Annotated in this window: 22 protein-coding genes; all 22 read right to left on the minus strand. The window is 43.8% G+C overall.

Annotation, left to right across the window (positions count from 1 at the left end):
- Positions 1 to 194: 194 nt before the first annotated feature.
- The 22 genes from wecB to BLW54_RS02690 all read right to left on the minus strand — a co-directional run bounded on the left by wecB (position 195) and on the right by BLW54_RS02690 (position 20,511).
- Positions 195 to 1,343 carry a non-hydrolyzing UDP-N-acetylglucosamine 2-epimerase gene (wecB, locus tag BLW54_RS02580; protein WP_035506673.1) on the minus strand — a complete coding sequence of 383 codons (1,149 nt, stop codon included), beginning with the start codon at positions 1,341 to 1,343 and terminating at the stop codon, positions 195 to 197.
- 31 nt (positions 1,344 to 1,374) lie between these two features.
- Positions 1,375 to 2,007: a uracil phosphoribosyltransferase gene (gene upp / locus BLW54_RS02585; protein WP_035506676.1), complete on the minus strand. Its 633-nt coding sequence runs from the start codon at positions 2,005 to 2,007 to the stop codon at positions 1,375 to 1,377.
- A gap of 243 nt (positions 2,008 to 2,250) precedes the next feature.
- The gene (gene glyA, locus BLW54_RS02590) at positions 2,251 to 3,507 is read right to left on the minus strand and encodes a serine hydroxymethyltransferase (protein ID WP_035506677.1); all 1,257 of its coding nucleotides are present in this window, start codon (positions 3,505 to 3,507) and stop codon (positions 2,251 to 2,253) included.
- A gap of 23 nt (positions 3,508 to 3,530) precedes the next feature.
- Entirely contained in the window at positions 3,531 to 4,094 is a 564-nt protein-coding gene (locus BLW54_RS02595) for a TIGR01440 family protein (RefSeq protein ID WP_083391479.1), read from the minus strand.
- Between the two features lie 167 nt (positions 4,095 to 4,261).
- The gene (gene rpiB, locus BLW54_RS02600; RefSeq protein WP_035506679.1) at positions 4,262 to 4,702 is read right to left on the minus strand and encodes a ribose 5-phosphate isomerase B; all 441 of its coding nucleotides are present in this window, start codon (positions 4,700 to 4,702) and stop codon (positions 4,262 to 4,264) included.
- A gap of 372 nt (positions 4,703 to 5,074) precedes the next feature.
- The gene (locus tag BLW54_RS02605; protein ID WP_035506680.1) at positions 5,075 to 5,683 is read right to left on the minus strand and encodes a low molecular weight protein arginine phosphatase; all 609 of its coding nucleotides are present in this window, start codon (positions 5,681 to 5,683) and stop codon (positions 5,075 to 5,077) included.
- A 71-nt stretch (positions 5,684 to 5,754) separates the two neighbouring features.
- On the minus strand, positions 5,755 to 6,291 hold the full coding sequence (locus tag BLW54_RS02610; protein WP_051744038.1) for a manganese efflux pump MntP: 537 nt from the start codon (positions 6,289 to 6,291) through the stop codon (positions 5,755 to 5,757).
- A gap of 58 nt (positions 6,292 to 6,349) precedes the next feature.
- A complete protein-coding gene (locus BLW54_RS02615) occupies positions 6,350 to 7,384 on the minus strand; it encodes an L-threonylcarbamoyladenylate synthase (protein ID WP_074733373.1) in 1,035 nt (344 codons plus the stop codon).
- A 225-nt stretch (positions 7,385 to 7,609) separates the two neighbouring features.
- A complete protein-coding gene (locus tag BLW54_RS02620) occupies positions 7,610 to 7,921 on the minus strand; it encodes a hypothetical protein (protein ID WP_035506684.1) in 312 nt (103 codons plus the stop codon).
- A 55-nt stretch (positions 7,922 to 7,976) separates the two neighbouring features.
- Positions 7,977 to 8,591: a stage II sporulation protein R gene (gene spoIIR / locus BLW54_RS02625; RefSeq protein ID WP_074733180.1), complete on the minus strand. Its 615-nt coding sequence runs from the start codon at positions 8,589 to 8,591 to the stop codon at positions 7,977 to 7,979.
- Positions 8,592 to 8,663: 72 nt separating this feature from the next.
- Positions 8,664 to 9,539: a peptide chain release factor N(5)-glutamine methyltransferase gene (prmC, locus tag BLW54_RS02630; RefSeq protein WP_074733181.1), complete on the minus strand. Its 876-nt coding sequence runs from the start codon at positions 9,537 to 9,539 to the stop codon at positions 8,664 to 8,666.
- A gap of 1 nt (position 9,540) precedes the next feature.
- Positions 9,541 to 10,611, minus strand: a complete 1,071-nt coding sequence (gene prfA / locus BLW54_RS02635; RefSeq protein WP_035506694.1) for a peptide chain release factor 1 — start codon at positions 10,609 to 10,611, stop codon at positions 9,541 to 9,543.
- 266 nt (positions 10,612 to 10,877) lie between these two features.
- Positions 10,878 to 11,279, minus strand: coding sequence for a hypothetical protein (locus tag BLW54_RS02640; RefSeq protein ID WP_074733182.1), 402 nt, complete (start codon positions 11,277 to 11,279; stop codon positions 10,878 to 10,880).
- Positions 11,280 to 11,955: 676 nt separating this feature from the next.
- Positions 11,956 to 12,639 carry a Na-translocating system protein MpsC family protein gene (locus tag BLW54_RS02650; RefSeq protein WP_074733183.1) on the minus strand — a complete coding sequence of 228 codons (684 nt, stop codon included), beginning with the start codon at positions 12,637 to 12,639 and terminating at the stop codon, positions 11,956 to 11,958.
- 220 nt (positions 12,640 to 12,859) lie between these two features.
- A complete protein-coding gene (locus tag BLW54_RS02655; protein WP_035507690.1) occupies positions 12,860 to 13,483 on the minus strand; it encodes a thymidine kinase in 624 nt (207 codons plus the stop codon).
- Between the two features lie 294 nt (positions 13,484 to 13,777).
- Positions 13,778 to 14,023 carry a type B 50S ribosomal protein L31 gene (locus BLW54_RS02660; protein WP_035506706.1) on the minus strand — a complete coding sequence of 82 codons (246 nt, stop codon included), beginning with the start codon at positions 14,021 to 14,023 and terminating at the stop codon, positions 13,778 to 13,780.
- Positions 14,024 to 14,200: 177 nt separating this feature from the next.
- Positions 14,201 to 15,487, minus strand: a complete 1,287-nt coding sequence (rho, locus tag BLW54_RS02665; RefSeq protein ID WP_074733184.1) for a transcription termination factor Rho — start codon at positions 15,485 to 15,487, stop codon at positions 14,201 to 14,203.
- Between the two features lie 487 nt (positions 15,488 to 15,974).
- A complete protein-coding gene (gene glpX / locus BLW54_RS02670) occupies positions 15,975 to 16,943 on the minus strand; it encodes a class II fructose-bisphosphatase (RefSeq protein ID WP_035506710.1) in 969 nt (322 codons plus the stop codon).
- Positions 16,944 to 17,000: 57 nt separating this feature from the next.
- Positions 17,001 to 18,287: a UDP-N-acetylglucosamine 1-carboxyvinyltransferase gene (gene murA, locus BLW54_RS02675; RefSeq protein ID WP_035506712.1), complete on the minus strand. Its 1,287-nt coding sequence runs from the start codon at positions 18,285 to 18,287 to the stop codon at positions 17,001 to 17,003.
- Positions 18,288 to 18,356: 69 nt separating this feature from the next.
- Positions 18,357 to 18,998 (minus strand): fructose-6-phosphate aldolase, encoded by a 642-nt coding sequence (gene fsa / locus BLW54_RS02680; protein WP_035506714.1) that lies wholly within the window; start codon positions 18,996 to 18,998, stop codon positions 18,357 to 18,359.
- Between the two features lie 119 nt (positions 18,999 to 19,117).
- On the minus strand, positions 19,118 to 19,981 hold the full coding sequence (gene fba / locus BLW54_RS02685; RefSeq protein ID WP_035506716.1) for a class II fructose-1,6-bisphosphate aldolase: 864 nt from the start codon (positions 19,979 to 19,981) through the stop codon (positions 19,118 to 19,120).
- Positions 19,982 to 20,139: 158 nt separating this feature from the next.
- Positions 20,140 to 20,511, minus strand: coding sequence for a response regulator (locus BLW54_RS02690; protein WP_074733185.1), 372 nt, complete (start codon positions 20,509 to 20,511; stop codon positions 20,140 to 20,142).
- Positions 20,512 to 20,605 lie beyond the last annotated feature (94 nt).

Genomic DNA, 20,605 nt, shown 5'->3' on the forward strand with positions numbered 1-20,605 from the left:
ATCCTGTGCCCCTTTTTTCATAGCATTTGTTCCAATCACGTCTTTATGCGAACCAGGTTTAAATTCATCACGCTTTATAAAGCTCCGTGCACCTTGCTCCCCCACAAATTTCTTTCCAATAATATCTTTATTATTTTCTAGACGACAAAAAAGACGAAGCCCTCTTGACTTCGTCTCTCTTAAATATTGTCCGTCTATTCAATTTCAAACGGTGCCGGTTTGTCTTCCCGATGTTTAAAGAAATAGCGGATCGCATCCGCAATCCTTGCTGAGGCCTTTCCATCTCCATACGGATTAGAGGCTTTAGCCATAGCTTCATGTTTACGATCATCAGAAAGAAGCTCATGAGCCAGATGAAAAATGTGATCTTCTTCTGTTCCAGCAAGTTTCAATGTTCCAGCTTCAATACCTTCTGGGCGTTCAGTCGTATCTCGAAGGACGAGGACCGGCACACCAAGGGAAGGTGCTTCTTCCTGCACTCCACCTGAATCAGTCAGGATGAGGTGCGCTCTCGAAGCGAAATTATGAAAGTCTATGACATCGAGTGGTTCGATTAATTTGATCCGATCGTCATTTCCTAAGATTTCATCAGCCGTTTCTTTCACGACTGGATTCAAGTGGACAGGGTAGACGACTTGGATATCTTCATGCTCTTGTACTAGACGTTTGATTGCCCTGAACATCTGCTTCATATTATTACCAAGGTTTTCCCGGCGATGGGCGGTCATAAGAACGAGCCGCTTGTCCCCTACTTCTTCGAGCACTTCCGATGCATAGTCATCTGCCACCGTTGTCTGCAGGGCATCAATCGCTGTATTTCCTGTCACATAAATATGGTCTTCTGGTTTACTCTCAGCCAATAAATTATCTCTCGATTTATTGGTCGGAGCAAAGTGAAGATCTGCCATAACCCCTGTCAATTGACGATTCATTTCTTCAGGGAATGGAGAATATTTGTCCCACGTACGAAGACCTGCTTCGACATGCCCGACAGGAATTTGATTATAGTAGGCCGCTAATGAAGCGGCGAATGTTGTTGTCGTATCTCCATGCACGAGTACAACATCAGGTTTTGTTTCCTTCATTACTTCATCAAGACCTTCCAAGGCACGCGTGGTCACTTGAGCAAGCGTTTGACGAGATTTCATTATATCCAAATCAAAATCTGGTTCGATATCAAAAATATTCAGCACCTGATCTAACATTTCTCTATGCTGAGCTGTTACTGTAACAATCGGTTCAAATTGTTCTTTTCTTTTTTTCAATTCAAGCACAAGCGGAGCCATTTTAATAGCTTCAGGTCTTGTACCGAATATCGTCATTACTTTAATTCGGTCTGTCATGATTGCTCCTCCTTTTTAATGAGGAAGTGGTTTATTTCGTTCCGTATAAACGATCTCCTGCGTCTCCTAGTCCTGGTACGATATATCCTTTTTCGTTCAATTTCTCATCAAGAGCGGCGAGATAAATGTCAACATCCGGGTGTTCTTTCTGAACAGCTTCAACACCTTCTGGCGCGGCAACCAGACACATTAACCGGATTTGGCGTGCACCACGTTTCTTTAAGGAGTGGATTGCTTCATTGGCAGATCCGCCAGTCGCAAGCATTGGATCGATGACAATCAGTTCACGTTCTTCAATATCACTTGGAAGCTTCACATAATATTCGACGGGTTTTAATGTTTCTGGATCACGGTATAGTCCTACGTGTCCAATTTTGGCTGCAGGAATCAATTGAATAATTCCATCTACCATGCCAAGGCCGGCTCGTAAGATAGGCACAAGTCCGATCTTTTTCCCTGTCAGTACTTTCGCTTTTGCGTCTTGTACGACCGGTGTCTCGATCGATACTTCTTCCAGCGGAAGGTCTCGGGTGATTTCAAAGGCCATCAATGCTGCTACTTCATCTACTAATTCACGGAAGTCTTTCGTCCCTGTCTCTTTTTTACGTATGTACGTCAACTTATGTTGAATCAATGGGTGATCCAGTACATAAACGTTTGCCATTGCCATTCACTCCTTCTGAAAATTTACATCCTTTAAATTGTACAGAAAAAGAAACCTCCCTGCAACCTCCTCCCCTATCCAGAACATCCGGTTTCGATACCGGGGTTCCGTTATGATATGTGAGTCTGGAGACCCGGGAAATCTCTTATTTCCAATAGACGCTTCATTTTAAATGAAAGACCTGTATATTCTTGAAAAAGAGCCACTAGAAAGGTCTAGTGGCTCTATAAATGTGCCTATTTGTTAAATAGAAGAAAAGTTAAGTGTCTGATACATAGGGAAGCGGGAAGTCAATTCACGGACACGATTTCCAGCTTCCTTCATTTTCGCTTCATCTTCATGATGCTCTAGAGTGAAGGCGATCAAATCCGCAATTTCTTCCATTTCTGCTTCCTTGAAACCCCGGCTTGTCACTGCAGCTGTACCGATACGAATACCACTAGTAACAAACGGGCTTTCAGGGTCAAAAGGAATGGCATTTTTATTTGTTGTAATACCAATTTCATCTAAAGCTTTTTCAATGACCTTACCAGTAAGGCCTTTGCTGCGTAAGTCAAGTAATAACAAGTGATTGTCTGTCCCATTTGAAACAAGGTCTACCCCTTTGGCAACAAGGGATTCTGCTAACTGTTTCGCATTCGCGACAATTTGTTGAGAGTATGCTTTGAAGTCAGGTTGGAGAGCTTCCTTAAAGGAAACGGCCTTTGCCGCTATCACATGCATCAACGGGCCGCCCTGCATTCCTGGGAATACGATTTTGTCAATTTTCTTAGCGAACGTTTCTTCACAAAGAATCATCCCACCGCGCGGACCACGTAGTGTTTTGTGTGTCGTCGTTGTCACAAAGTGAGCGTGTGGAACAGGATTTGGGTGAAGACCAGTAGCCACTAGTCCAGCGATATGCGCCATATCCACCATCAGGTAGGCCCCTACCTCATCAGCGATTTCACGGAATTTCGCGAAATCAATTTCTCTTGGGTAGGCACTTGCACCAGCAACAATCAGTTTCGGCTGAACTTCTTTTGCTTTTTGAAGAACGACATCATAGTCAATGGTCTCGTCTTGCTCAGTCACACCGTATTCTTCAAAATTGTAAAGCTTTCCACTAAAGTTGACAGGACTTCCATGAGTCAAGTGACCGCCGTGATTTAAATTCATACCAAGGACCGTATCTCCATGTTCAAGTACAGTAAAATAAACAGCCATATTTGCCTGAGCACCAGAGTGGGGCTGCACGTTTGCATGTTCAGCTCCAAACAATTCTTTCGCACGATCACGGGCCAGGTTCTCAACGACGTCCACATGTTCACACCCACCATAGTAACGTCGACCAGGATACCCTTCCGCATATTTATTTGTCAGAACTGATCCCATCGCTTCCATCACGGCCTCTGAAACGAAATTCTCTGAAGCTATCAATTCGATATTGCCTTGTTGACGATCTCTTTCATCTTGAATTGCTGAAAAAATTTCTGCATCTGCTGATTTAACATGATTCATGGTTTAGCTTCCCCTTTCCATTCCTAATGATCACAAGAACTCTCTTCCTCTTGACTAACATAGACCGCACGAGCACCACCGATCAGAGGAGGTCTGGTTTTTGCTGCTGTGATATGGGCATGTCCAATAGATTTTTGAGCAATCCGGATAGGCACCGCGACCCGCTTCAAGTGCATCCCAATCAAGGTATCTCCAATATCCAAACCACCTGTCGCTTCCACACTCTCTACAAGCACCGGGTCTTTCATATGCTTGTAAGCAAATGAAGCCATCGATCCACCAGCTTTTGGAACGGGGACAGCACCCACTTCTATGAGACGTTGGTCATTCATGACGGAACGTTCGACAACTAGAGAACGATTCAAGTGTTCACAGCATTGGAAGGCAAGATTGATCCCGGCACGTTCAGCGAGAATACTCAACTCACCGAATACAACTTCGGCCAGCGCTTCACTTCCTGAGGTCCCGATTCTTTCGCCAGCTATTTCACTCGTTGAACAACCGATAACAAAAAGGCCTTGTTGAATGGCTTCCTCCTCCATCAGCTGATTAACAACGGAACGGACATCTGTTTGAACCTTCTTCACATCTATCACTTTTTCCCCTCCTCCCCCAAAAAGCAGTACAGGCAAAAGACAGCTCTCGAAAGCTTGTCCAGCCGCCAGCGGCTCATTCAAAAAAAGGAGAAGCGATCGCTCCCCCTTCATTTGTCAGCTTCAGCTAAAAAGCTTTGGCTTTTCTATATTCCATTGTATTACTTATTTTCATATTCGGCAATCTTACTTACACGTCTTTCGTGACGTCCTGCTTCAAAATTTGTAGATACCCATGTTCTAGCAATTTCCCGAGCTAAACCTGGTCCAATCACCCGTTCCCCCATACATAAGACGTTGGAATTATTATGCTCCCGCGTCACTTTGGCAGTGAAGAGATCATGAACAAGAGCCGCCCGGATTCCTTTTACTTTATTAGCGGAAATAGACATCCCGATTCCTGTTCCGCAGATGAGGATCGCTTTATCAAATTCTCCATTTGCTACACGTTCTGCCGCAGGTATCGCATAATCAGGGTAGTCAACAGACCCTTCGCAGTCACACCCGATGTCTTCAACTTCTACTTCTAGTTCATTCAAGACTTGCGCTACTTCTTTACGTAAACTTACCCCACCATGATCAGAGGCTAGGATCACTTTCATCTACTGACACTCCCGTCTTCTAATATCAACCTTATCGTGCCAGTTTCCCTCACAACTGTCAACGCACTCCATTTACTTACGATTTCCTATCATTTATATGTAAGGCGCATAAAAAGAAAGGGGAGGGAACAGTTTTGTTCTTTTTATAGGGGATACAAAGGGATTCGATACTGATTTATCGAATATAATATTTAGAGAAGGGAATATCACAGCCATTACATCTCGAGAGCCTTTAGAAGCTCTGTGAGCACTCAAGAAATAAGGCGTTTCCTGTCGAGTTACTCACCTATGATGTAACTATGTAAAAATGATGTAAAATCTTATCTATGTAAAAAACAAAACGACGAGGAATTTTCGCCATACTTTATGCTATCATTCCCCGCCGTGAATTTTTTTGACGAGACGATCAATATACTCTTCCAACTCATCCCGGGTATTTCGGTAAACCGTAAGATTGCCTCCGAATGGGTCGGATATATTTAAATCTGGAAGCTCTTTTTCAAGCTGTTCAATTTCCTGAATTTCTTCTTCTAGTTCTTCAAACAGCTTTTGTTCCAACTCGTGCTCATCCACTTTGTCCTGATATTCATGAATAATCGATAAACGCTTTTCTTCAAAAGCCGAATATAAATTTTTTAAATGAGTCCATTGCTCCTCCTCTATGAGGACATATTCTTTAAGCGTATAAAATTTCTCTTGATGATCTGGATATTGGAGAGCCAGTGTTTGTTTGTGTCGGTCGGTCATTGTGAGTACAAGATCTGCCCACCCCAGTACTTCTGAATCTACTGGACTTGTTTTATGATCAAGGTGCAGATCAACTTCGCGAAGGACAAGTGCTGAGTTTTCCGCAAGCGGTTCCCCTTTTCCAGCAAAGATCCCTGCAGAGCGTACTTCCCCTTCCTGGAGCTTGTTTTTTAATAATGCCTCCGCCATCGGGCTACGGCATGTATTTCCTGTACAGACAAATAATATGTTCATAGCCAATCTTCTCCTCAACGATAGTCCATTTTCTTTATTTTACCATAGGTATTTAGCAGACGGAAATTTTGTCAAAAAATGGCGTTTAATCCTAATGCGCATAAAATACTTCCACCTAGAAGTTCACTGTACGTACCGAGCAGGCCTCCTGCTCTCCGGCCAATAATGAATCCCATCCACGTCAATACCATGCTAAACAAACCGAATGAAAGAACAGATATATACACTTCGGCCTCTCTTAGGCCTAAGCTGAACCCGACAGGGAAACTATCAATGCTGACACTCAAGGCGAACAACCAGATCCCCCACCCCGTCATTCTGTAGGATACAGAGTGTTTCTCTGTGAATGAAGCCAAAACAGCATAAGCTCCAAGTCCAAACAACATGACACCACCTGCTAGTGTAGCCCATTCACTTGCACTATCAGACAACCACTTTCCAAGAAGGATTCCCAATCCCGGCATAAGTATATGAAAAGCACCAATAACAATCCCCGTGTAAAAGGCATGTCTCAGCCGCACAGATTGCAAGCCCATACCTAATGAAACTGAGAAAGCGTCTAGACCTAAGGCAATCGATAACAAAATTAATGAAGTGAGCTGTTCCAACTGAATATCCCCCCTCGGACATGCTATATCATGGTATGCATGGGAGGAGGGTGGTATGTCAGCAGGTCTGGATCTTTTTGACAGCAGCTTTGTTAAGGCGGTTCATTATAGCCGCACCGACGCCTTTTTCAGGAAATGACTCACATAAGATGACATCAACGTCTGATTTTTTAAACTCTCTTAAAGCCCCGTATAATCTTTCCGCCACCTGCCTGAGCTGCGTCCGTGATCCGCATCGGATGAGCGGTTGATGATCCATTTGATCCGCTAATTCGTCGCTTGCAATCACACCAACCCTTTTTCCATCTACCTTTAATTGGTCGAGCTGCCGCATGAAGAATTCATCTTTCCCGTCAATCAACCATAACGGTGATTCTGGTGCATAATGTGTATACTTCATACCAGGAGATTTAGGCTTCTCTTTTTCATTCGCAAGGGCTGGATCAATCATGACTTGGGGAAGTACCTCTTCCAAGTCTTCTTTCGTAATACCGCCAGGGCGCAGGATGATGGGGACCTCCGTTGTACAATCTATTACGGTGGATTCCAGCCCCACTCCTGTGGGTCCTCCATCGAGAATTCCTGCTATTCGTCCGTCCAAATCCTGGTAGACATGATCAGCGGTCGTCGGACTAGGACGTCCGGAACGATTTGCACTTGGAGCTGCGAGCGGTTTGCCTGCAACTCGAAGCAACGTAAGCGCCAGTGGATGATCAGGCATACGTACGCCTATCGTGGACAACCCTGCCGTTACATTTTCTGCGGCTGTGCCATTACTATTAAGGACAAGCGTCAGCGGCCCAGGCCAAAACTGATCCATCAATTGACGGGCCATCGGTGGAATTTCCGATACTAATTCCTCTACTTGCCGCATATCCGCCACATGAACAATTAACGGGTTATCAGAAGGGCGTCCTTTGGCTTCAAAGATCCGTTGGACAGCTTCCTTTTCTGTGGCGTCTGCCCCTAGTCCGTAAACGGTTTCGGTTGGAAAAGCGACCACTTGCTTCTCTTGAAGTAATGCTGCCGCTTCTTTTATCGATCCATCTGTTTCCGCAGGGTCATTTACTTTTTTCCACAATAACGTTTCCATGCTCATCGTACGTACCCCTTTTTCATCTCTTATCACAATCTATTATGAGTAATTCTACAAAATATCGCAAATTTAGACATTATTCACAAGATGTCCTCAAGTTATCCACAATATTACCCACATATCCAAAGTTTCCGTTAGTAAGTTTCGTACTTCAGAAAAAATATTCACAAGTTATTAACAGTCAATACCCAATTTGTGAATAACTAACCTATTTATTCACAGTTAGTTGTGATTAATTTCATATATCCACAATCTTTTTTCGACATCTTTTCTCTTAAACTGTTGATGTTGCAAAAGAAAGTCCAGGGTATCTGAATGACTTTCTACATGGAGTTCGGAAAAACCCGTCTCTTCCACATAGGATTGGATGATCTCGAAGAGCTCAAGAATTCTCCCTGGTGAAATGTGGTCTTTCACTTGAAGTTGCTCGAGTTTCCCCGCTCCTCCGGCCAGTTGAATCAGCCTGAAGGAACCGATCGATTGACCCTCTTTTTTCAATTGGTATAACTCGCCTTCTACTTGTTCGATATACATAGTAGAATCCACACCCCTTTCGTTCTACTCTATGAAAAGGGATGTGGATGATATGCTAGGAAAAGATACTTTCCCATATTTTCACGACAAAGAATTTAACCTCTTTCTCTTCTTCCTGTTGCTTTTCTTCCTCAGTATGTTCCTCTTCCGGACGTTCCTCTGCTTCCGCTACGCTTGTACCGTTGGAGAAATCAAGAAAACATAAAGGTGGAAATAGTACACACCACCAGTTGTCCCCTTTCCCCTCCCCTAATGTGATCAGGATCGCTTCATATTCGCCGGCAGGGTATATAAAGGAACCATACAGCTTTGTCGGGAACAGAACATTTGTATCATAATCCACTTGGTAGCTTTGCTTTACACCTTCACTTTCCAAGGTTTGTCCAACGATGGTTTCAAGTTCAGGCAAACGGCTTTGGATTAATTCCCTCGCCGCTTCAACAGAAGTTAACTCTTCCACCCACTTTGTAATCTCGGCATTTACTTCGTCCCTTACTTTACGCTTCACTTTCTGGTCTGTCTCATCATTACTGTCTGCTAATATTCTCAGACGAATGGCTTCATCTGGGATAACCTGATATTCCTGTTGTGCTTTGGATTGCTGTTGTCCCCACGGGAGGACCGTAATAATAATGGATAAAGATAATAATAATAGCCAACTATTTTTCAATTTCTATTCCTCCCTGTCCCTCTACTAGTCGCTAGTATGGACAGGGAGAACAGACTTTAAACCATCAATCTATTAATCTTCTATCTTAGAATTCAAAAAGGCAAAAACCATACGGTCTTTTTGATTGATGTCTTTGCGCACTTCCGTTTGGTATCCAGGCAGATATTCATGAATGATCCTGCTAACCGCGGAACCTTGCTGGTAACCAATTTCAAAAGCAATACATGTTGGTTTCTGCTTCTTTCTGGACAGTTGTTGAACAATCGTCTTATAAGCGGCCAATCCTTCTTCTTCCGCAAACAGAGCCATGAACGGATCGAAGTCCAACACGGTATCATTCATTAATTCCTTTTCCGATTGGGCTATATAGGGTGGATTGGAAACGACGATATCTATTGATTCATCCAAAAGTGGTTCTAAGAAATCACCTTGAATAAAATCAACATCCGTCCTGTGCACACTCGCATTCTTTCCAGCTACCCTTAAGGCTTCTTTGGACAGGTCTACCCCAGTCACCTTGCTTTCAGGTATCTCTTTGGCCAGTGTGATGGCAATGACCCCACTCCCTGTTCCAAGGTCTACAATTTTCACTTCCTTTAGCCCAGAAGTACGCACGTAATCCAGCACTCCAAGCACCAGTTCTTCCGTCTCCGGTCTCGGGATTAATACATGCTTATTCACATGGAAATCCCGGCCGTAAAAGTGTCCCCAGCCTGTAAGGTGCTGGACAGGAATTCCTGTCTCCGCATGGTCCTGAACAGATTTTATGAACGCTTTTTTCACTTCAGCAGAAAGGGGCTCCTCATCAAACGCAAGTATTCGGGACGGCGTCCAATTAAGAAAATGTTCCAACAACAAATCTGCGACCCGTGTTTCCCTGTTGTGTTTTTGTAAAAAAAGAGAAGCCCAGCGGCGGGCTTCCCGAATCGACGTAAAAGTAGGTTGCATACTATTCACCAATCTGCTCTAGTTTCTTAGTCTGCTCTTCAATCAATAAAGCATCGATAATTTCACCCAGGTTCCCCTGCAAAATCTGGTCAAGCTTTTGCAATGTTAACCCGATGCGATGATCTGTCACCCGGGTTTGAGGGAAATTATACGTACGAATCCGCTCAGAACGGTCGCCTGTACCAACAGCGGACTTACGACTTTCATCATACTCCGCTTGAGCCTCCTGTTGAAACTTATCATAAACTCGGGCACGAAGAACTTTCATGGCCTTTTCTTTGTTCTTAATCTGAGACTTCTCATCCTGACAGGACACAACAATCCCCGTCGGCTCGTGAGTGAGACGAACAGCTGACATTGTTGTGTTTACACTCTGGCCGCCGGGTCCGCTGGAAGCGAATGTATCCACACGAATATCCTTGTCGTGAATCTCCACTTCCACTTCTTCCGCTTCAGGCATGACCACAACGGTCGCCGTAGACGTATGAATTCTGCCTCCGGATTCTGTTTCCGGTACCCGTTGAACGCGATGAGCTCCATTTTCAAATTTAAGCTTAGAGTAGGCCATATCACCTGTCACCATGAAGATGACTTCTTTGTAACCACCCACATCGTTTGCGTTCGCTTCAATGATTTCCGTCTTCCACCCTTGTGTTTCAGCATAGCGCGCATACATGCGATACAAATCTCCAGCGAAGAGCGCAGCTTCATCTCCACCTGCTGCTCCGCGTACTTCCATAATAACGTTCTTATCATCATTCGGATCTTTTGGAAGCATGAGCACTTTCAGGCGTTCTTCAAGCTCCTGCTTACGTGTAGAGAGCTCGTGGATTTCTTCTTTGACCATCTCTGCCATATCGGCATCCAACTTGTCTTCAAGCATGACTTTGGCATCATCCAACTGTTCTGTCACTTCTTTGTACTCACGATAGGCGGCCACGGTTTCTTGTAAACCGGACTGTTCTTTAGAATACTCACGCAGTTTATTGGTATCAGAAATAACTTCGGGATCACTAAGTAATTCATTCAGTTTTTCATATCGATCTTCTAATGTTTGTAAACGTTCGATCAATGGTATGCACCTCTTTCTCCATAACATTCTAATTATATTATAGAGAGGTCACGGTTACAACCGCTCATCATCCCGCTTTACGAAAATGCTGCTTCACATCTTTATAATAGGGAAGGCTCTCCTTTCGTTTCATGGAAAAGGCCGGAGAAACGAGCGTTATACCCATGAAGAATGGCCCCTTTCTGTTAAGGGGCTCCGACTCTACATTCTGCGTTTCCCCGGCCTTTCCTTTTCACTTAAGAAATTACCCAAGCGGCACTTCCCATTTATTTAATCTTCACATGAATATCATAACGTGGAACTGCCTGGTAGATAGCTTCCTGTATCTGAGACGTCCAGTCCGCTCTCTCTTCTTTAGATAAATCCTCTTCTCCATCTACGTGAACGGTCACCCACGCCTGGTTGGATTCTAAGATCACACGTTTCACTTCAACCCCTGGCACTTCTTGAGCCGCCTCTTTCATCATTTCGCGATCCTGTTTCAGCCCCCAAGTATCGCCAACTTTGTTTATGGTGCGGGGGTTCTCCGTCTCTCTTGTCACTTCGTTGTTATACCCCATATTCTCGACGTCGTCTCGGTTTGTCATGCCTTGATATTTTTCGCCTTGAAACCCACATGCACTTAAAAACATGAGGGCTAGCACCGTAAAAAGAATCCATCGTTTCATTCCAAACACCTCTCTTTTTACGGTTATTGTCTCCGAAAGAAAGACGATTATGCCTAATTACGCTCAAGCACTTTTCCTTTCACTCTCCATCCGTATTCCAAAGAGAGGAAGGAATGGAAAAATAAAAATACCAAGTGACAACCACCTGGTATTTAACCCCTTTTACTCCTGATTTCTAACTTATATTGTTGGGGAATAATATTTGCCTGCTTGATTCTTTTTAAGTATTGTTCTGCTTCCGCATACTCTTGGAAAACCAACTCCTTATTATCCTTTCTAAATTCAAGAACGATTTGATGACTGTCTCTCCCAACTATACGATACAGTGTGCATGCTCCTTTCCTAAATGAGGCTCTAAAAATAAAAAAAGCCGAAAAGCACCCAAATTCCAGTAGGTAAGATGGGTACTTTTCGGCTTTTGTCATAGCTCTATTGTCCAGATCAATTTTACCGAATCCTATATTAAAATGTTTCATTATAAATTCAAAAAAGTTAAGGACGAAACGGGTTGTCGCCTAGTCCCTATTCCTATGATAGTACAAAAACCCTCCCATGAAAACCGTCCGCCAAAAGGTTTCTTTACTATTCGAACTCTTTAAAGCGGTTGGAGGACTCTATCATCATCACATCTACAAAAAACTACTTCTGTTGTTTTGTATTCTTACACCTTTTGTAGTCATGGTTTTAAAATGAGAACCAAATAACTTCGATCTTTATCAAAGTCCCAGTCTAAAAAAGCATCTTCCACCTTTTTCTCAAGTACCTTTTCAAGTGTCGGAATGTGTAAGAGACGTTTTTCCAACTTCCGTTTAGAAAGTTTTAATGGCTGTTCATAACCAGAGTTGATCAGTTCTTTTTCAATGGCTACAAGGATCCCAGTCCGTTCGACAAGTAACGTACGTTCATTAAGGGGGAAGGATTGAATGGAAAGTGGTGTTTTCTCCGCTTTCCAACTCATCCGTTCCACCTCTTCATGGACTTTTTCCTGATTCTTATAGGAAGCTGAGGCTCCGTCTTCCCGCTCCCCATCCTCTATAAGGCCGATGATGACACCTGTTCGGTTAGATAACGACCAGTCATAATAAAGTGCATCAAGATGGATTCCTGCGATTGCTCGAAAAGAGGCTTTTATATCGGGGATTAACTCCTTCATCAGAAGGTCCCTTGTCTCTTCTACTTTCTTATCATTTTCCTGGCCGACTAATACTCGTTCCATTGGCGCAAGAAAATCCTTCACGTATATCGTCAGAAAAGCCCCTTCTATCGAAACAAAAACCGAAGAAGGACCCTTTCCGAAGTGATCACGCAATTGTTTGCCAACATAACTTGACATTTCAGATTGAATTGAACGTTTTTCCATTATTCTCCCTCACCTTATCGCTTCATCTGCCTTTAAATTACCACACCTTTATGGTGTTTAAACAAAAGGAAGCCTAATGGACAACCTTTCGCTCTCCTATATAAAGGACAAAAGCTCGGGCGTCTTGCTCTCTCAACACTTAGGATCCGGGGGACAGGTGCTGAAACTGAACGAATATAAAAAAGCAGCTGAAAGTGTCAGCTGCTCATTCAATCATTGGTTATGTCGTTTTTTCTGCATACACTTTTTTTATTTCTTTTTGCCTGGGTTTATTTGGTACCTCGTGATGATGGCGGCATCTCGGTTCGTATGACTCTGATGCACCGACCAGGATGATCGGATCGTCATAGGAAGCGGGCTCACCATCGATCAATCGCTGTGTACGGCTTGCCGGTGAACCACAAACAGGACAGATCGCATTCAGCTTTGTCACACTTTCACTTAGCGCCATCATGTCAGGCATTTTCCCAAAAGGCTCGCCACGAAAATCGGTATCAAGTCCAGCGACGATGACGCGTATGCCTCGATCCGCCAAACACTCGACAACCTCTGCGATATGTTCGTCAAAAAACTGTACTTCATCAATCCCTACGACATCGACGTCATCCGTCACATGATGAAGAATATCCAATGAGCTTTTCACAGGACGGGCCATTACTGAAGTACCATTATGGGATACAACCGCATCTTCTTTATATCGATCATCAATCGCAGGTTTATATACACGGACAGTCAAATGACCGAAAGTCGCCCTTCTCACACGGCGAATCAACTCTTCTGATTTTCCGCTAAACATACTACCACAAATGAGTTCGACCCATCCGCTTTGTTTCATTACATACACGTCCACTGTCGCTCCCTTCTCACTCGATCAAGCTTCCATACAAGCAGGATCCCCTGCAACCTAACGATCTATTTCAACAAAAAAGAGCTCCCTTGTATACCGCGATTAAGCAGCGGCTTGCTTCAACAAGGATAGCTCCCCTTATTTATTAAATCATGGAAAGAGGATAAGTGTGGGTGTCCCAACTTCCTTATACCTCTATTTTTTGACAAAAAAACAGGCAAACCTCTGAGACAATTTGCCTGTTTTTGTTCAAAATGATGAAGTCCCCCCTCAAAAGAGGGGGTATCATGATTATGAAAGGTTATATTTCTTCTTGAAGCGATCGACACGGCCGCCAGCTTTATCAGCTTTCTGCTTACCTGTGTAGAACGGGTGAGACGCAGAACTAATCTCTACGCGGATCAATGGATATGTGTTTCCATCTTCCCACTCAATTGTTTCTTCAGAAGCCTTAGTAGATCCTGTTAGAAACTTGAAATTAGAACTAGTGTCTAGGAATACAACTTTACGGTATTCTGGATGAATTCCTGCTTTCATGTTCTTCCACTCCTTTTTGCCCTGAATCCTTTGGAAACAGAGTTATTGTAAGAGCCGTCGAAGGTTCGTGATAACACCTTGTACTGAAACTCACATAGAACGATTATAACAGGGGCTCCCCCCTGATGCAACATCCAGTTTTTGAAAAGTAAGATTCAATCTCGCGGCTCGACTTCTTTACCTCCGGGCAGGCGTAGATTTGCCTTTCATTTCTTTATCCATGAGGTCGAAAAACTCATCATTGTTCTTCGAAGCTCTTAAACGACGTAAGAATCGATCTGTGAAGTCCTGAGAGTCGGACATGGACTTGCGGATCGCCCAGATCTTGTCCAGGTGGGACTGCGGCTGAAGCAGTTCTTCTTTCCGTGTCCCTGAACGGAGAATGTCGATGGCCGGGAAAATCCTACGTTCAGCAAGACTACGATCAAGGTGAAGCTCCATATTTCCGGTACCTTTGAATTCTTCATAGATGACATCATCCATACGGGAACCTGTATCCACGAGAGCCGTCGCAAGGATGGTCAAACTTCCACCTTCTTCAATGTTTCGAGCTGCCCCGAAGAATCGCTTCGGCCGGTGGAAAGCGGCAGGATCAATTCCTCCTGAAAGCGTACGGCCGCTTGGCGGGATGACAAGGTTATACGCACGCGCTAAACGCGTAATACTGTCCATCAATACAATAACGTCACGTTTATGCTCAACAAGACGCATGGCCCTTTCTAAGACTAGTTCAGACACTTTAATATGGTTTTCAGGGACCTCATCAAATGTCGAACTGACCACATCAACATCAGGGGCAACCGAACGTTCGATATCAGTCACTTCTTCCGGACGCTCATCAACAAGAAGAATAATTAATTTTGCATCAGGATGATTGGTCGAGATACTGTTTGCCATTTGTTTCAGGAGCATCGTTTTCCCTGCTTTTGGAGGGGCTACAATTAACCCACGCTGGCCATATCCTACAGGAGACATTAAATCCATAATACGTGTGGAAAGTTTCTTCGTTTCCGTTTCCAGCTTCATTTGACGATCCGGATAAAGAGGGGTCAATGCCGGAAAGTGAACCCTTTCTTTAGCAGAATCAGGATCCTCCCCATTGACAGCATCTACGTGCAAGAGACCATAGTAACGCTCATTTTCCTTCGGTGGCCGAACTTTACCCGATACTTTATCGCCATTCCTTAAATCAAAACGTCGAATTTGAGACGCGGAAATATAAATATCCTCTGCACTTGGGGAGTAGTTGATGGGTCTTAAAAACCCAAATCCTTCTGATGGAATGATTTCAAGGATTCCGTCCATGAAAAGGAAACCATCTTTTTCTGCTTGAGCTTTAAGAATCGCGAATATCAATTCTCGCTTGGTCAATTTGGCATAATAGGAAACTTTATATTGCCTTGCTTTAGCATAAAGTCCTTTCAAAGTCATTGTTTCTAGGTTGGAGATTGTTAAATCTGCCACATGATCACCACTTTTTATTAATATTCTTTGTCTTTAAGAATTTCAAATAAGACGCGAAAGACTTGCGCTTAAAGTGCCATGCCTTTTCTACACGTAAACAGACAAACAATCAATCTGGTGTCTGTGTGAATAAAGCATAAGCATTTATTTTTCATAAAATCGTAAAGACTTCTCTAAAGGATATTTGAATTGCTCTGTAACGAAAGAGGAAAATGCTGTTGCTGCATGCTCTCCCTGTATCCAAAGATCATATTACAGAAGCTTTTTTAAGAAGAATTAGAAGAAGTTATGTGAAGTCAGTGAATATAGAAGAATAAGGAGACTTGCGTCATTACCTTCTATCATAATCAAACAACCTTTATTGTACTCCTGTCTTTGCACAGTTTCAATGCTAATTTGAGAAATATTTCGGAAGGTAGTCTTTTGTAGATGAAGAGGAAGCTGCATGACTGCAGCTCCCTCTTTCTTTGATGAAGGACTTTTTCAATTATGGTTTGATTACCAGATTTGGCTTTTTCTTAAGGCTATGGTCACCATCAATAAAGCGAACCGTGCCCGATTTTGCTCTCATTACCAGCGTCTGTGTCGTGGCTTTCTGCCCTTTAAACTGGACACCTTTCAGGAGTTCTCCATCCGTGACACCAGTGGCTGCGAAGATGGCATCCTCTCCTCCGCAAAAGTCTTCCATATATAAGACTTTGTCCACATCATCAATGCCCATCTGTTCACAACGGTTTCGTTCCTCATCATTGGATGGTAAAAGTTTCCCCTGGATTTCACCACCAAGACATTTAAGTCCGACTGCTGCAAGAACGCCTTCTGGTGCACCCCCAGAACCGAATAAAATGTCCACACCGGTGTGATCAAAGGCTGTGTTGATGGCAGCAGCCACATCCCCGTCCGGGATTAACTTAATCCTTGCGCCAGCTTCGCGGATCTCCTCAATAATCCCCTGGTGGCGTTCACGGTTCAATACTACGGCTACGACGTCTTCCACATCCTTATTTTTAGCCTTTGCTACTGCCTGCAGATTTTCTGTGATCGAAGCATTGATGTTCACTTTACCTACTGCTTCAGGACCGACTGCGATTTTATCCATATACATATCTGGGGCATGCAGCAACTGCCTATGGTCCGCAATGGCAATGACCGCCAACGCATTCCATGTCCCTTGAGCAACGATGTTTGTCCCCTCCAGTGGATCAACGGCTACATCCACCCGGGCTCCATACCCATTGCCAAGCTTTTCTCCAATATAAAGCATCGGAGCTTCATCCATTTCACCTTCTCCGATGACCACTGTCCCTTTCATCGGAATCGTGTCGAAAACATCGCGCATGGCAGAAGTAGCCGCATCATCGGCCTCCTCCTTCTTTCCTCTCCCCATCCAGCGCGCAGATGACAATGCTGCTGCTTCAGTGACTCTAACTAATTCCATCGATAGACTTCTTTCCATGGTTATCTCCCCATTCTAAACAGTTTTTTCCTCATCTCCCCATGGAAATACGTGTAACTATGAATTTTGGAATTGTTCGATCTCTTCGTCTGACATCTCCTCGTACCAGACTTTCGCACCTAGTTCAATCAGCTTGTTCGTAATGTTTTCATATCCTCGTTCAATGTGGTCGACACCCGTAATTTCCGTAATACCCTCAGCCATCAAGCCTGCAATGACAAGTGCAGCTCCTGCCCGGAGGTCTGTAGCTTTCACTTTTGCTCCTTGAAGCTTCGTCGGCCCTGTCACAATTGCCGAGCCGCCCTCTACCTTGATAGAAGCATTCATCCTTCTCAACTCATCCACATGTTTGAACCGGGCTTGATAGATGGTATCTGTGACAACACCCGTCCCTTGTGTTTGAGTGAGTAAAGAAGTAAACGGCTGCTGCAAATCAGTCGGGAAGCCTGGATAGACAAGTGTTTTAATATCGACACTGTGCAGCTCTTTTCCTGGTTTTATATAGAGCTGTTCATCATTCTCCTCAATCGTTACGCCCATTTCTCTCAACTTTGCTAACAGAGATTCCAAGTGCTGAGGGATAACGTTGTCAATGATCATCTCCTCCCCTTGAGCGGCAGCCATAATTGTATACGTTCCCGCCTCAATTCTGTCTGGGATGATTGTATGGAGGCATCCTTTCAACGTCTCCACACCTTCTATTCGAATGACATCTGTCCCTGCACCTTTAATCTTTGCACCCATACTTGTTAAGAGTGTAGCTACATCAATGATTTCAGGCTCCTTAGCAGCATTTTCGATCACTGTTTTCCCTTTCGCGCGGACAGCAGCAAGCATAATGTTGATCGTTGCGCCCACACTGACCACATCCAGATAAATACGTGCCCCGCGAAGTTCTCTTGCCCGAAGGTATATGGCTCCTTGTTCATTCGTCACTTTCGCTCCCAGAGCCTCAAAACCTTTGATGTGTTGATCAATCGGCCTCGGTCCTAAGTGACATCCTCCAGGTAATCCAATGACAGCTTTATTGAAACGACCGAGCATCGCTCCCATAAAATAATAGGAAGCCCTTAGCTTCTTAACTTTTCCATTCGGTAAAGGCATGTCGACCATTTCAGAAGGATCGATATGTACGGTCCGTCCATCTTTCCGAACCGTTCCACCAATCTCTTCTAATAAATCCGACAAAATTCCGACATCAGAAATGTTCGGAAGCCCCTCAATCGTCACAGGTGTCTCAGCCAAAATTGCTGCCGGCAATAAGGCTACCGCACTGTTTTTGGCACCGCTGACGCGCACTTGGCCCCGTAGAGGTCTCCCGCCTTCCACTAATAGTTTATGCATGTAAAACTCCTCCGCTTTAAGGTGAAGATTATGACTTTAGTATGTGCATTTTTTTCCATTCCACACCTACTATTTTTGATTATTCCAGTCATTTAGGAATTTTTCAATCCCTTGATCCGTCAGTGGGTGCTTCACGATCTGACTGAGCACTTTAAATGGAATGGTAGCGATATGAGCCCCATGTAAAGCAGCTTCAGTTACATGGACCGGATGACGGACGGATGCTGCGATAATTTCCGTATCAATGGCATGGCGGTCGAAGATTTCTGAAATCTGTGCGACGAGTTCCATCCCATTATGCCCAATATCATCGAGCCTTCCTAGAAATGGAGATACATAGGAGGCGCCTGCTCTTGCCGCCATTAATGCCTGATTGGCAGAAAAAATCAGCGTCACGTTCGTTTTGATATTCAGATCACTAAATGCTTTTACTGCTTTCAAGCCTTCTAGAGTCATCGGGACTTTTACCGTAATATTCGGCGCGATTGCGGCAAGGCTTTTCCCTTCTTGAATCATTCCTTCTGCATCTTCCGAAATAACTTCCGCACTGACAGACCCTTCTACCTCATCTGTAATTTCTTTCAAACGATCATGAAAAGAAACCCCTTCTTTTGCCACAAGGCTCGGGTTTGTCGTTACACCTGCCAATAACCCTAATGCATTTGCTTCTCGAATATCTTCAATATTTGCTGTATCAATGAAAAATTTCATATCCCCACTCCTCTTCGCTTCATTTTGATGCTCCAAGTTGATGAAAATTGTCGAATGATGGCGTTTTCATAAACGATTAAAAGGAAACCGCTACGATGTAGCGGCTTCCTCTTACTATTTTACGCTTTTTGAGAAGATCCGAATTCACGCATCTTACCAATCACTGTTTCCTTAATCGCGTCACGACCAGGTCCCAGATATTTACGAGGATCGTACTGTTCAGGCTGTTCTGCAAGAACTTTGCGAACAGCTTCCCCTTGAGCCATTTGGTTCTCGGTATTTACATTAATCTTCGCTGTACCGAAAGAAATAGCTTTCTTGATATCAGCTGTTGGGATGCCTGTACCACCGTGAAGAACAAGCGGCTTATTAACAATTCCCATGATTTCTTCCATGCGGTCAAAGCCAAGGTTAGGCTCACCTTTGTAAGGTCCGTGTACAGAACCTAGAGCTGGCGCAAATACGTCAACGTTTGTTTCGTCTACTAGTTGTTTACACTCAGACGGAATCGCATACGCAGCTTCCGCGTCATCTACGATAATATCGTCTTCCTGTCCACCTACACGGCCTAGTTCTGCTTCAACAGAAACACCGTGAATGTGTGCAAGTTCAACAACTTTTTTGGTAACTTCGATGTTTTCTTCAAGCGGATCGTGGGAAGCATCAATCATAACGGATGTGAATCCAGCATGAATCGCTTCTGCACACTTCTCGAAGCTGGAACCGTGATCCAAGTGAATCGCAACAGGTACAGTAGTACCGTAAGATTTCATAAGTGCTTTCACCATGTCAACAACAACATTGAAACCACCCATGTAACGGCCTGCCCCTTCAGATACACCCAGGATTACCGGGGACTGCTCTTCTTCGGCAGCTTGAAGAATCGCTTGCGCATATTCTAGGTTATTAAGGTTGAACTGACCTACACCGTAGCGCTCTTCCTTAGCTTTTTCTAGCATTTCTTTCATTGATACTAGTGGCATGAAAGAATCCTCCTTTAGTTAAACGTGCTATTCCTATTTACAAGCCTGTTTCCATACGAAAACACACCATGTAAGTTTGGTTACAGTAATAGAATACCAATACCCTTCTTATGGTGCAACATCAGGAGAATTATATAACGCTTACATATAGAAAAAAGTCATGAACGGCTGTGAATGAGGGTTCCATTAACCATTTCTTTCAAATTATGGATGTCAAATGGCTTGGTTATGATGTCGGTTACAAATGGATAATCGGCTTCTTTTTCCATAGAATCTTTGGATGCCCCTGTAATAATGATGACAGAAGAATGGAAGTCCATTTCTTCTAGATAGTGCAGCACTTCTCTACCATGCATGACCGGTAAATTATAGTCCATGATGATGAGGTCCAGATCATGGGCTTCTACAAGGTCGCAAGCCTCTCGTCCGGTTTTTGCGCAAATGGTCTCATACCCTTCTGTTTTCAAGATTTCTTCCAATAGGAGGCGGATTCCTGGCTGGTCGTCAACGATTAATATCCTATTAGTCATGCTTTTACCTGCCCTTCTATTTGTTCATATTGTATGGTCTATTCCCCTCAACTCGTCTCTATCCTTGTATTTTCTATACACTCTTTGCAGATTC

This window comes from Halobacillus karajensis, from assembly GCF_900108515.1.
Taxonomy (GTDB): Bacteria; Bacillota; Bacilli; order Bacillales; family Halobacillaceae; genus Halobacillus; species Halobacillus karajensis.